At 38.9% G+C, this 12,177-nt stretch carries 12 protein-coding genes and 1 riboswitch; of the genes, 2 read left to right on the top strand and 10 right to left on the bottom strand.

Annotated features, from left to right (window positions below):
* Nucleotides 1-44: 44 nt before the first annotated feature.
* Nucleotides 45-224, bottom strand: a riboswitch (Lysine riboswitch).
* Between the two features lie 205 nt (nucleotides 225-429).
* Nucleotides 430-1,788 carry an aspartate kinase gene (locus QOS06_RS00175; protein ID WP_003671765.1) on the top strand — a complete coding sequence of 453 codons (1,359 nt, stop codon included), beginning with the start codon at nucleotides 430-432 and terminating at the stop codon, nucleotides 1,786-1,788.
* A gap of 12 nt (nucleotides 1,789-1,800) precedes the next feature.
* Nucleotides 1,801-2,802, top strand: coding sequence for a diaminopimelate epimerase (gene dapF / locus QOS06_RS00170; protein WP_085678164.1), 1,002 nt, complete (start codon nucleotides 1,801-1,803; stop codon nucleotides 2,800-2,802).
* Nucleotides 2,803-2,868: 66 nt separating this feature from the next.
* Here dapF and QOS06_RS00165 read toward each other — a convergent pair whose 3' ends face one another.
* The 10 genes from QOS06_RS00165 to QOS06_RS00120 all read right to left on the bottom strand — a co-directional run bounded on the left by QOS06_RS00165 (nucleotide 2,869) and on the right by QOS06_RS00120 (nucleotide 12,172).
* Nucleotides 2,869-3,843, bottom strand: a complete 975-nt coding sequence (locus tag QOS06_RS00165) for a ribose-phosphate diphosphokinase (protein WP_085678161.1) — start codon at nucleotides 3,841-3,843, stop codon at nucleotides 2,869-2,871.
* Nucleotides 3,844-3,912: 69 nt separating this feature from the next.
* Nucleotides 3,913-6,390 (bottom strand): SF1B family DNA helicase RecD2, encoded by a 2,478-nt coding sequence (gene recD2, locus QOS06_RS00160; protein ID WP_085678158.1) that lies wholly within the window; start codon nucleotides 6,388-6,390, stop codon nucleotides 3,913-3,915.
* 21 nt (nucleotides 6,391-6,411) lie between these two features.
* Nucleotides 6,412-7,095 (bottom strand): tetratricopeptide repeat protein, encoded by a 684-nt coding sequence (locus QOS06_RS00155; protein ID WP_078009594.1) that lies wholly within the window; start codon nucleotides 7,093-7,095, stop codon nucleotides 6,412-6,414.
* A gap of 12 nt (nucleotides 7,096-7,107) precedes the next feature.
* Nucleotides 7,108-7,764 (bottom strand): histidine phosphatase family protein, encoded by a 657-nt coding sequence (locus QOS06_RS00150; RefSeq protein WP_003671776.1) that lies wholly within the window; start codon nucleotides 7,762-7,764, stop codon nucleotides 7,108-7,110.
* Nucleotides 7,765-7,900: 136 nt separating this feature from the next.
* Nucleotides 7,901-9,034 carry a tRNA 2-thiouridine(34) synthase MnmA gene (gene mnmA, locus QOS06_RS00145; RefSeq protein ID WP_085678155.1) on the bottom strand — a complete coding sequence of 378 codons (1,134 nt, stop codon included), beginning with the start codon at nucleotides 9,032-9,034 and terminating at the stop codon, nucleotides 7,901-7,903.
* Nucleotides 9,035-9,141: 107 nt separating this feature from the next.
* The gene (locus QOS06_RS00140) at nucleotides 9,142-9,480 is read right to left on the bottom strand and encodes a DUF1831 domain-containing protein (RefSeq protein ID WP_011953428.1); all 339 of its coding nucleotides are present in this window, start codon (nucleotides 9,478-9,480) and stop codon (nucleotides 9,142-9,144) included.
* A 1-nt stretch (nucleotide 9,481) separates the two neighbouring features.
* A complete protein-coding gene (locus QOS06_RS00135) occupies nucleotides 9,482-10,636 on the bottom strand; it encodes a cysteine desulfurase family protein (RefSeq protein WP_085678143.1) in 1,155 nt (384 codons plus the stop codon).
* A 19-nt stretch (nucleotides 10,637-10,655) separates the two neighbouring features.
* A complete protein-coding gene (locus tag QOS06_RS00130; protein WP_085678140.1) occupies nucleotides 10,656-11,351 on the bottom strand; it encodes a 5'-methylthioadenosine/adenosylhomocysteine nucleosidase in 696 nt (231 codons plus the stop codon).
* Nucleotides 11,352-11,364: 13 nt separating this feature from the next.
* Nucleotides 11,365-11,628 carry a hypothetical protein gene (locus QOS06_RS00125; RefSeq protein WP_003671784.1) on the bottom strand — a complete coding sequence of 88 codons (264 nt, stop codon included), beginning with the start codon at nucleotides 11,626-11,628 and terminating at the stop codon, nucleotides 11,365-11,367.
* Nucleotides 11,621-12,172, bottom strand: a complete 552-nt coding sequence (locus tag QOS06_RS00120) for an NUDIX hydrolase (protein ID WP_003666776.1) — start codon at nucleotides 12,170-12,172, stop codon at nucleotides 11,621-11,623. The genes QOS06_RS00125 and QOS06_RS00120 overlap by 8 nt, the downstream gene beginning before the upstream one ends.
* Nucleotides 12,173-12,177: the final 5 nt, after the last annotated feature.

The following is a 12,177-nucleotide window of genomic DNA, read 5'->3' as shown; positions in this document are numbered from 1 at the left end:
CACTGTCTGCGCAAACAAACAGTGGAATTCACTTATCCATTCTGATTTGTCGATAGCGCAACGCAAGCTCTTATTGTCCTGCGACAGTCCGTAGCTTATTCAACTACGACCCAGCTACTTAATGTGCCAAACTAAGCGCTTCGGCAACTTCCCTGTTCAACTAACCTCAATGTCTTGGCGGACTAAATTAGTTTACTAGTGTCGGTTGCGCCTCTTCGATTTATACATAGCTTATAAGTCTTTTATGAGAATGTCAATACAAATAATTAAATTTAAAAAGTTTTTTTAATCCATTAGATGTAAGAAAGTTTATTTTACTTACCTTATACAACTTAAAGGTTTGCATGTCTTCCTTAATGTGTTAGAATTCGATTAAATTATTTTAGAGATAAATTAACAACCCTAATTTTCTCAAAGGAGTATTTAAGTATGAAAGTTGTAAAATTTGGTGGAAGTTCTCTGGCTAATGGAGAAGCCTTTCAAAATGCAATTAATATTATTACCTCTGACCCCCAACGCCGGGTAATTGTCACTTCTGCGCCGGGTAAACGTTTTGCCGATGATATTAAAGTTACTGACTTACTGATTAAATATGCCCAAGCAGTAATTGCAGGCCAAAATCCCCAAGAAATCGTTGAACAAATTTTAAATCGATATCAAGAGATTGCCGCTTATTTTGGCTTACCAGCAGATAAATTAATTCCGCTAGTTGAACGACTGGAAGGTCTTCCTAACCATACGTATCCAAATGATAACTATCTCTTGGCCGCTTTCAAAGCTCATGGTGAACGCTTAAACGCTCAACTAATGGCTATCCTTTTGCAGCATTTAGGCTATGAAGCACGTTTTGTGACACCAAGTGAAGCTGGTATTATCGTTACTGGAACACCCAATAATGCTAACGTTATTCCAGAAACATATGCAAACTTGAGTCATTTTACGTTTAATGAGAACGAATTATTAGTATTCCCTGGTTTCTATGGCCTAACTCTTGCTGGACACATTGCTACTTTTTCCCGTGGTGGTTCTGATATCACCGGTGCAATTCTCGCGCGCGGTCTTCACGCTTCAACTTATGAAAATTTCACCGATGTCGATGCTATTTACTCAGCCAATCCACAAATTGTCGACCATCCGCAACCAATTACAACCATGACTTACCGGGAAATGCGAGAACTATCTTATGCTGGTTTCTCCGTCTTTCACGATGAAGCATTGATTCCTGCTATTCAAGGAAATATTCCAATTAATGTTCGTAATACTAATGATCCTGAAAAGCCGGGAACAATGATTGTCCCTGATAAAGATTTTCAACCAAGCGATATTATAACGGGGGTCGTGAGTGGAAAACACTTTGCAGCCCTCTACCTGCACAAATATCTTCTTAACAAGCAAGCAGGTTTTACTCTTCGGATCCTTGAAATTCTCGCAAAGCACAACGTCTCATACGAACATATGCCTTCCGGAATCGATGATATAACAATTATCCTTGATCGGAATGCAATTAATGACCAATTAATCGATACCATCTGCAATGAAATTCAAGAGGAGATTAATCCTGACCGTTTAGAATGGATTGATAATTATGCAATTACCATGGTTGTTGGTGAAGGTATGCGTAATCGCACGGGGGTAATTGATGATATATTAATGCCTCTAGCCGAAAAACACATTGCGGTTCCCATGATTAATCAAGGAGCTTCACGAATTGCAATTATGATCGGAACATACAACGAAGACGCGGATGATGCCGTTCGAGCTATTTACCATCGCTTTTTCGCAAATTAGGAGGAACTATTTATGGTGCAATTATTAAAAGTACACGGATCACAAAATGCCTTTTTTATTCTTGACCAAACACAATTGACTACTCCCCTTACCGATAAAGAACTAGTTTCATTTACCCGAAAAGTAACTGATACACAAAATGGCGTTCTCGGTGGTGCTGATGGCGTTTTAGTTGTTAACCATCCAACTAGACCAGGATCGGTAGCACAAATGCGGGTAATTAACGCAGATGGCAGCGAAGCCTCAATGTGCGGTAATGGTTTGAGAACGGTTGCTCGTTATGTAGCAGAACGTGATAATTTAACCGATTTTAAAGTTGATACAATGAATGCTAGTCTTCGTGTTCGTCAGCATGAAGACCTTGCACCTGGAGTTCCTGCTTTTGCGGTTGAAATTTCACCAGTAAAGTTTGACCGCACTGCTTTGCCATTTGATAATCTTGGCCATGAGCGCCTGTTAGACACCCTCGTCCCTGAGTTATATCCTAACCTCCGTTTTTCAGCCCTTGCTGTTCCTAACCCCCACTTAATTAGTTTTGTTAGTATGGAAGAGCTAAATGGCCCAGCACTTGAAGAATTAGGTACACGGTTAAATAGTGATAATCTTTACTTCAGTGACGGGGTAAATGTTAATTTTGGCCATATTCTTGGTCATAACAAACTCTTTGTAAAAACGTTTGAACGAGGAGTCGGCTTTACAAATGCTTGTGGGACAGGTATGTCTGCCACTAGTCTCACTTTAGCCCTCACTCATCCAGACGCAGCATCATTTAATGAACCAATTAGTGTTTATAATCCTGGTGGCATGGTTAAGACAATTCTTCACCGTGATGACTACAACTACTGGGTCGAACTAATCGGTAATGCTACGTTTACTCATATTATTACTGTAGAGGAGTCAACAATTCACCAAGAAAATCTTGATGAGCTTCAAAGCAGTAGCGTTGAAACGGATGAAAACAAAGCATATTTGGCTTTTGTTAATTCACTACCTTCCTTAAAATTTGAAAACTAAAAAAATTTAAAAGATAAAAATCGATGAAAATTCAGTTTCAACTCTGAATTTTCATCGATTTTTAATTTATTTACGATTAAACAATGTATCAATTGATTGGTTATTGTGGATACGAACAATTGCTTCTTTTAATAAATCGTCCACTGATAATTGAACCAACTTAGGGAATTCTTTCTCTTTTGGTAGGTGGATTGTATCTGTTACAATCATTTTTTCAAGAGGAGAATTTTGTAACGTATTTACCGCATCAGCTGATAATACTGCATGCGTAGCAATTCCGTAAACTTTAGCGGCACCAAAGTTCTTTAATGCTTGTGCAGATAAGTTCATCCGTACTCCTGTATCTACAATATCATCAACAATAATCGCAGTCTTTCCTTTTACATCCCCGATTACATATTCCGGTACTTCTTGTTCAGTCCGTTCCCGAACTTCATTGTTACGGTTATCAATAATCGCAATGGAAGCTTTAATTCGTTCAGCATATTTCCGCGCTAAATTAACGCCAGCATGATCAGGGGCAACTACTACAATATCATCACCCAAGTTTTGTTCCTCAATATATTTAGTAAAAAGACTGGTTGCTTGAAGATGATCAACAGGAATATCAAAGAAACCTTGAACTTGAGGAGCATGAAGGTCAATCGTTACTAGTCGACTAATTTGATCCATTTCAAGAAGGTTGGCGATCAATTTAGCTGTAATTGGTTCACGGCTTCGTGCTTTTCGATCTTGACGTGCATAGCCATAGTATGGCATTACTACGTTAATCTTGGCCGCACTTGCCCGCCGTAGAGCATCAACCATAATTAATAGTTCCATCAAGTTAGTGTTAACTGGATCAGAAACTGACTGGATGACGTAGACCTCACAGCCACGAATACTTTCGTCAATTGTAATTTTAATTTCCCCATCAGCAAAATGACTAATGGAAGCTTTACTCAACGGAATCCCCACGCGTTGAGCAATTTGTTCAGCTAGTTTTGGATTTGAATTTAGTGAAAATAAACGCACATTATCGGCATTTTTTATCTGGGTCATTTTTATACTCCTTTAAAGTTCGACAATAATCATAACTATTATGACAACAAATTACTATTCAAGCAAGTATTATTTGGCTTGATGCAAACTTTGTAAGCTAATATTTTCCATTCCGATTAATGGATCAATTGTCTCTGAATTAATGAGATCAGCTGTTAGGATATATTGCTGAGCATCATTATTTATTAACTGTTCATTTTCTTTTTGAACAGGTTGCGGACTAGAAAGTTCTTTGGTTAACGAATCCGTTTGATGATCCAATTTTGATTTTAGTTCACCATGCTTACTCCAAACCTTATCAAGACGATCGACCAAAGAAGTTTTCCGGTTAACTGCTTCATTTTTTACACTAGTCACAACCGCATACGGCTCACCGATCAAGACTAACTTTTCTGCGGCACGGGTAATCGCCGTATATAAAAGATTTCGTTGAAGCATCCGGCTAAACTGCTGAACAATCGGCAAAAGAACCATCTTAAACTGACTTCCCTGTGCTTTATGGATCGAAATACAATAAGCTAACCGTAATTGATTCCATTCCATGCGGCTATAGCTCACTTCATTACCATCAAAATCGACAGTAATTGATTCATTTTTCTTACCGACTGTCCTACCGCTTTCAATTGCTGTGATTTTTCCAATATCACCATTAAAAATGTTCTTTTCTGGAACATTAACGAGTTGCAGAACCTTATCTCCAACACGAAAAGTTAGTCCCCTAAAATCGACTTCTTGCTTTCCATTAGCTGGAGGATTATATGCCTGTTGTGCAAGTTCATTCAAACGGTCGATTCCCGCCTGTCCGCGGTACATTGGTGCCAAGATTTGAATATCATTTGCGGAATAATCTCGTTTTTTAGAAAGGTCAATAATTTGTTGAACCACACTTGGCACTTGGTTAGCATGGCATGAGATAAATGATCGATCTGGCATTTTATTCGTTAGATCTGATGGTAACTTACCCTCTTTGATAGCATGAGCTAATGGGATAATTGTTGAATCAGCAGCCTGGCGGTGAATATTGGTTAGTTCAACTTTGGGCAGTTCTGCAAAGTCAAGAAGATCATGGAAAATTTGCCCGGGACCAACAGATGGTAATTGGTCTTTATCACCTACCAAAACCACATGCATAGAAGTAGGGACGGCTTGAATAAGAGTCTTAAACAAGAGGGTATCGACCATCGACATTTCATCAATAATCAATAACGAGCCTTCTAAATCGCGGGCATTCATATCAGTTGGCATTTCCCGACCGTTAAGTCCTAGCAAGCGATGGATTGTACTTGCTGGCAAATCTGTAGCTTCACTCATTCGTTTAGCAGCTCGGCCTGTAGGAGCAGCTAGCAAAACAGGAAAAGACTTTTCCTTATATTCATTTACATCCAATGAGAGATTATGAATTTTCGCATAGCTAGCTACAATTCCCTTAATAATTGTTGTTTTTCCCGTTCCTGGGCCTCCCGTAAGAAGCATGACTTTGCTGTTTAAGGCTGTTTTAATAGCCTCTTTTTGAACTTGGTCATAGTTTATCCCCGATTGATCAGCAACTTCCGTAACTGTTTTTTCAATAGTCGTTGCTGGTAATTTTTCCTGGTCAACGGTAAGAAGACGATGTAAGTGATCAGCAATTTGCCATTCCGCGTTATAAAGGGCAGTTGGATAAATTTTTTCATCCGCGTAACTAATTTCTTGATTTTTCTCTAACTCAACAATTTGGTTGGCAATTAAATCTGTAGAAACACGGCCACCACTTCCTTGGGCAAGCAACTGGATAGTTTGCTGCAGAAGAGGTTTTGTTGTAGTAAATGTATCACCAGTTTCCATTGTCAAGTCATCAAGTGTCTGGATAATTGCTGCATCAATCCGGCGTGAATCATCCGTGGCAATTCCTAATTTTTGTGCCACCTGATCAGCACGATTAAAACTAATTCCATCTATTTCAGCGGCGAGTTGATAGGGGTTTTCATTAATAATATGTAGAGTTTCTTCCCCGTACTTGTCAAAAATTGCACTACTAAGGTTAGCGCCAAAGCCGAGATCATTTAGGCCGATAATAATCTCGTCCATCCCCTGGTTTGCCCGTAAATTATCAACCAATGAATCCTTAACTGCTTTGCGGAGTTTTAATTTATCTAAAACATGCGGGTCAGCAATAATTTTATTAATCGCATCTGTTCCTAACTTGTCGACAATTTTTTCAGCCGTCTTTTTTCCAATTCCGGTAAATTGTTTTCCAGACAAGAAATCAACTAACCCATCCTTGCTTGTAGGACGGTTGACATGATAAGAAGTAGCTTGAAATTGTTGTCCATATCGTGGATGCTCAACAATTTTTCCCTCAAAGCGGTAAGTCTGATCATCACTAAGATCACCAAAACTTCCGGTTACAGTAATTTCCGGCTCGTGCCAATCAAAATTTGCTTCTTCAACCGAGACAATTAAAACTTTAAAAAACGAATCTGGACTAGTAAAAATCTCAGATTGTACCTGACCAATAAAAAAAGACGGCTCCGTTGGCGTCTTAAATAGGTCGATTTCTTCAGCCATAGAAGTCATCCTTTCATGTTGCTAATTTTTCTTTTGCGTTGCCTGAAGCGCTTTTTCAATATCATTAAGTCGTTGCTCACTCTTATGGTAGTAGTTAGGATCTAACTGCTTAGCTTGCGCAAGGTAGTCTTTGTATGGCTCACCAAGAACCATCGCTACAATTCCGCGGTTAAATTGCGTATCAGCACGGCCCGGATGATACTTTAGAATTGCATCATAATAAGCCTTAGCCTGTTTAAATTCACCTAATGCTAATAATGAATCACCAATTACCTGATTAATTTCAGGATCGTCTGGACGTAATTCAAGGGCAGTTAATCCATAAGCAACGGCTTGCTTGTATTGTCCCTTTTTCATATAGCTTTGGGCTAACATAAGATAAGAATCAGCTTTGAGTTTGGGATCATCAATCTTATTGTAAAGCTTAATTGCTTCATTAACTTTGCCAATCTCATAGTAAAGGTTACCAAGACCATAGTTTAAGAGGTTCATAGCATCCTTGTCACCCTTTGCCTCAAAGATCCCCAAAGCCTTCATAAAGAGTTCTTCTGCTTGTTGATAGTCATTTAACCGGGTTAGCAAAGAACCTAAATCATAATAATTGTTTACTTTATCTGGGTGCTCATCAATTGCTTCAACTAGTTTATGAACTAATTTTTCTGTTTCCTTTTTCTTAGGATCACGAAAACCTTTTTTCTCTGTCATTAATATCACCTCTTAAATCGTATCAGTCGGATCAACCTTGCTCTTGTGAAGGTAAGATGTATCATTCCACTTTTCAAGTTCAAAATGACGACCATCATTAGTAATAAGAATCGTCGTTGATGTATTGCTTAGTCCACCACGATCTTTCAAGTGAGCAAGCGGTGTTCCAATCAATGCATTAATGGCAGCATTCAAGGCAGCTCCATGTGAAATCACGAGAATATTACCATTAGGATACTGGCGACAATACTCTTCAATTGCTGCACGGAAACGAGCGATTACTTCTAGAAAACTTTCTCCTTCTACTAATGATTCATCATATTTATCAGGATGATGACGAAAGTTTTTTAAGACTTCAGGCCATTTTGCCGCAACATCTTCAAAATGCATTCCCTCCATTTTGCCTAAATTAAATTCTTTTAACCGGCTATCAATTGTTAATGGGATTTCTGGATTCAAATGGTTCAATAATGCCTGAGCTGTTACGCGCGCACGCTTTAAAGGACTAGTATAAGCGTGTTCAAACGGAATCCTTTGTAAAGAACTTGCTAATAATTCAATTTCACGATAACTATCCTTTAATAACGGTGAATCGCCATTGGCACCTTGATAACGGGATTCTAAATTCCATTGCGTTTTTCCGTGCCGGATTAAATAAACTTTTGTCATCTCTGTCGTTACCCCTTTTATTTACTATCTTACCAGAGTTTGCGGCAATTGTTTATCACAGAGTTATTACTTTATGTATATTTAAGAAGGCAAAAGCGAAATTACCTCTGCCTTCTTTAAGGTCTAAAAATATGAATCAAACGTATTGAAGCTGCCGGTCATGACTGTAAGCACGATCAATAATCGCGCTCCCAAGGCATTCCTCTCCATCGTAAAAGACAACTGCTTGACCTGGAGTGATGGCCCGTGCAGGATCATCAAATTCAACCGTTACCATTTGATCATCCTCTGACAAATAAACAGTAACGCCAACATCCGTCTGACGGTAGCGGAACTTGGCTGTACAGTGAAAATCACGCCCATAACGACTTACAACATCATCAACCCAGTGGATATCACTCGCTTCAAGATGAGTAGCATAAAGATGGCTGTTTTCGTATCCTTGACCAACATAAAGAACGTTCTTCTTCATATCCTTACCGATTACAAACCATGGCTCATTACTTTCCTTATTACCACCAAGGCCAAGCCCACGACGCTGACCAATGGTGTAATACATTAAGCCCATATGCTGACCAACGACCTTACCATCAAGGGTCTCCATATTCCCTGGTTGTGCTGGAATATATTGACTCAAGAATTCACGAAAATGACCATCCTCACCGATAAAGCAAATTCCAACAGAATCCTTCTTATCAGCAGTAGCAAGCCCTGCTTCTTCAGCAATCTTTCTGATTTCTGGCTTAGTGTAGCCAGCTAATGGAAACATTACCTTATCCAACTGCTTATAATCAAGTTGACTTAAGAAGTAAGTTTGATCCTTGTGTTGGTCTTTAGCACGCATCAAGTGCATCCGGCCGTTCTCATCACGCTTTACATCAGCATAGTGTCCAGTAGCAACGTAATCAGCACCTAATTGGTTAGCATATTCAATAAAAGCCTTGAACTTGATCTCTTTATTACAAATAATATCAGGATTTGGTGTACGACCTTTCTTGTACTCAGCAATGAAATACTTGAAAACCCGATCCCAGTATTCCTTCTCAAAGTTAACAGAATAGTATGGAATCCCAATCTTAGAAGCAACTTTTGCTACATCTTTGTAGTCTTCAGTGGCAGTACAAACACCATTTTCATCAGTGTCATCCCAGTTTTTCATGAAGACACCAACAACATCGTATCCTTGACGTTTCAAGAGAAGAGCCGTCACTGAAGAGTCGACTCCTCCACTCATTCCTACCACCACACGTGTATGACTATTATCAGCCATTAATTATCACCATCATTTCGTATAGATTCTGGAATAATCTACGATTGAAGGTCGCATGCATCCAGTGATAACCATTGTACCAGAGTATTTCAATCCCTGCACAGTTTTTATTTAGTGAATATTTGCCGGGCAACCATTTCATCTAAAATATAGTGATATTGTTGAATAAATTCAGCTGCGCGTTGGTGATTAAAAATATTAATTTTTCTTAAACCATTTCCTGAAAGAGTCTCCATTTTAAAACCGTCTAAATCACTGTTAATTAAAATCCGAAGACGGGCAACCGGTTTAAATGGGTTATCAGTATCAAGACTTCCTAAATATTCAAAGTTTCCCCGGTTAGTCTGTTCAAATCCCAAATCAAGTAAAGCATATTTTTTTATCTCTGGGCTAATTGTGTATTTATCCTTATCACCAGAAATTTGTACTGTTTTTGTAAATTCCATTTTAATTGTCCCCATTAATTTTCTTTAGGTTTTCAACGGTTCTAACAATCGTAGCAATTAACTGATCAATATCTTCTTCCGTATTTAACCCACCAAAACTAATTCGAATTGATTCACTAATTCGGGGGCTATCAGCGCCAAACATCGCTGTTAAAACGTGAGAAGGTTCAATACTACCCGCTGTACATGCAGAACCACCAGAGACTGCGATGCCTGCAAGGTCTAGGTCTGTCTGGATAACATAAGTTGAAATTCCCTTAAACCATAAGTTAAGCACGTGGGTTTTGTTGATTTGTCCATTAATTTCAAAATCAACATTATTTTCCTTAAGCGCATTAACGATCTTTTGCTTAAAGGCATAATAACGATCACGGCGTTCTTCTTTTACCTCCGGCGTGTTTAATTCTACCGCTTTAGCAAAACCGGCAATTCCAGGTACATTTTCAGTCCCCGCACGGCGTTTAGTTTCTTGGTCCCCACCCTTAATAAAGCTTGGAAAACTAATGCCATCACGACGATATAAAAATCCCATCATCTTTGGCCCATTAATCTTATGGGCTGATGTTGAAAGCATATCAATGTGATCAGCTTTAACATCAATTGGCAACAGTCCATATGCTTGAACTGCATCTGTATGGAACCATGCTTGATGGTCTTTCAAAATTTCACCAATCTCATGGATAGGCATTTGACTACCCACTTCATTGTTTTCCATCATAATGGTTACTAAAATCGTATCATCACGAAGAGCGGTCTTAAAATCATCAATTGAGATATTACCATTTTCATCAACTGGCAAATAGGTTACCTCAAAGCCATGTTCTTCTAAAAAATGGAGAGGTTTTAAGACTGCCTCATGCTCAATGGCAGTTGTAATAATATGCTTACCAAGATTCTGCCGTTTAAAAGCAGTTTGGATAATAGCAGTATTATCACTTTCAGTCCCCCCACTGGTAAAGATAATCTCATTATCATCAGCATTAATGCTTTGGGCAAGAACGTGACGACTATCTTCCATTACAAGTTTGGCATGACGCCCATAAGAGTAACCAGTTGAGGCATTTCCCCATGATTCTTGCATTTGTTTAGTCACTTCCGCAATCACTTCTGGGGTCATTGGGGTTGTTGCTGCATTATCCAAATAAATCTCACTCACGAGTTTTTCATCCTTCCATTTACTTATCTAAATCTGCAAAGAGCTGAAGAAGCATATTTGCAGAGCGTTTTCCGGCATCAATAATAAAGTCGTCAAAACTAACGCCGGCATCTTCATCACCTGTATCAGACATTGCCCGAACTACCACATATGGAATTTGGTGGTCAGTGGCAACTTGTCCAACCGCTGCCCCTTCCATTTCACTAGAAAGTGCATCAGGGAAATTATTCAAAATCTTTTTAATTGCTTCTGAGCTTGCAATAAATTGGTCACCAGAAACAATTAATCCTCGTTTTACATTTAAACCAGTCTTTTCGCCGGCTTTTTCTAAGGCTTGTCCCCATTGATCAGAAGCCTTAAAGCGCGGTTCTTTCCCTGGGAGTTGACCATAACGGTAATTAAATGCAGTTGCATCGACATCATGGTAGGCCGTTTCAGTTGAAATTACAATGTCCCCAACATGTAAGCCTTCACCAATCCCGCCAGCTGATCCAGAATTAATCACAACATCTGCCTCACAATCGGTAATTAAATGTTCAGTAGTAATTCCAGCTTCCACTTTACCAATTCCAGATTCTACTAATACAACGTCTTGATTACTGATCTTACCGAAAAGGTAGGATTTACCCCCGATTTCCTTTTCTTGTTTATCAGATAACTTCGCAGTTAATTCTTTAATTTCTTCAGGCATTGCACAAATAATTCCAAATCGCATATTTTTCTCCTTTTTATCCAACATAAAATAGTATTAAGTAAACAATAATAATTGCCACAATCAAAGCAATGATTGCAATATTTAAGCGACGCTTCAAGCGCGCTGTTTTTTCTGCCACTGTTTCGTCATGACGCTGACTAGCAACTGCTTCGCGACTATAAGGTCGATCAGTTGTATTTTCTGCCGCTTCATTAGGTTGTTCAGTCTGACGTTGCTGTTGACGATATTGACTACGTGACATACGTGATTGTTGCTCATCTTGTTGTTTATTATCCACGGTTGTTCATTCCTTGCCAGTAATAGATTGCCATGATTGTCTTAGCATCTTCAATTTCGCCTTGATCAATCATTTCAAGCGCTTGTGGTAAAGTTACTTCTTTTAACATCAATTGTTCATCTTGATCTTGCGGCAGCTCGTTGCTAACCCGTTTTAATCCCGTGGCCAAATAAAGAGTCATGTATTCATCCATACAACCAACAGAAGTATAAAATGAAGAAATCTTTTTTAAACTTGTTGCTTCATACCTTGTTTCTTCATTTAATTCACGTTTAGCCGCATGAAGAGCATTATCAGCATCCCGTTGGTCGAGCTTCCCCGCAGGAATTTCAAGGGTTGTTTTCGCAATTGGTGCGCGCCACTGTTTTTCAAGAATCATTTTATTATCAGCCGTCAAAGCCAAAATCGCAATTGCTGGTGCATGGTGGACGATTTCTCGTTGTGTTTTATTACCATGTGGGGTGATAACTTGCTGTACTTCAACATCGATTAAATGGCCGTGAAAAACTGTTTTACTACTTATTGGTCGCTCTTCAAATTCCATTAGAA

It is taken from the genome of Limosilactobacillus sp. DJ3M12 (genome assembly GCF_947381695.1).
GTDB classification, from domain to species: domain Bacteria; phylum Bacillota; class Bacilli; order Lactobacillales; family Lactobacillaceae; genus Limosilactobacillus; species Limosilactobacillus kinnaridis.
The sequence above is the reverse complement of the archived record's forward strand: the minus strand, read 5'-3'. Positions and strand labels throughout refer to the sequence as shown.

Excerpts from the sequence above, each read along its gene's own strand:
- QOS06_RS00175 (WP_003671765.1), top strand. The coding sequence starts at position 430 with ATGAAAGTTGTAAAATTTGGTGGAAGTTCTCTGGCTAATGGAGAAGCC.
- dapF (WP_085678164.1), top strand. The coding sequence starts at position 1,801 with ATGGTGCAATTATTAAAAGTACACGGATCACAAAATGCCTTTTTTATT.
- QOS06_RS00165 (WP_085678161.1), bottom strand. The coding sequence starts at position 3,843 with ATGACCCAGATAAAAAATGCCGATAATGTGCGTTTATTTTCACTAAAT.
- recD2 (WP_085678158.1), bottom strand. The coding sequence starts at position 6,390 with ATGGCTGAAGAAATCGACCTATTTAAGACGCCAACGGAGCCGTCTTTT.
- QOS06_RS00155 (WP_078009594.1), bottom strand. The coding sequence starts at position 7,095 with ATGACAGAGAAAAAAGGTTTTCGTGATCCTAAGAAAAAGGAAACAGAA.
- QOS06_RS00150 (WP_003671776.1), bottom strand. The coding sequence starts at position 7,764 with ATGACAAAAGTTTATTTAATCCGGCACGGAAAAACGCAATGGAATTTA.
- mnmA (WP_085678155.1), bottom strand. The coding sequence starts at position 9,034 with ATGGCTGATAATAGTCATACACGTGTGGTGGTAGGAATGAGTGGAGGA.
- QOS06_RS00140 (WP_011953428.1), bottom strand. The coding sequence starts at position 9,480 with ATGGAATTTACAAAAACAGTACAAATTTCTGGTGATAAGGATAAATAC.
- QOS06_RS00130 (WP_085678140.1), bottom strand. The coding sequence starts at position 11,351 with ATGCGATTTGGAATTATTTGTGCAATGCCTGAAGAAATTAAAGAATTA.
- QOS06_RS00120 (WP_003666776.1), bottom strand. The coding sequence starts at position 12,172 with ATGGAATTTGAAGAGCGACCAATAAGTAGTAAAACAGTTTTTCACGGC.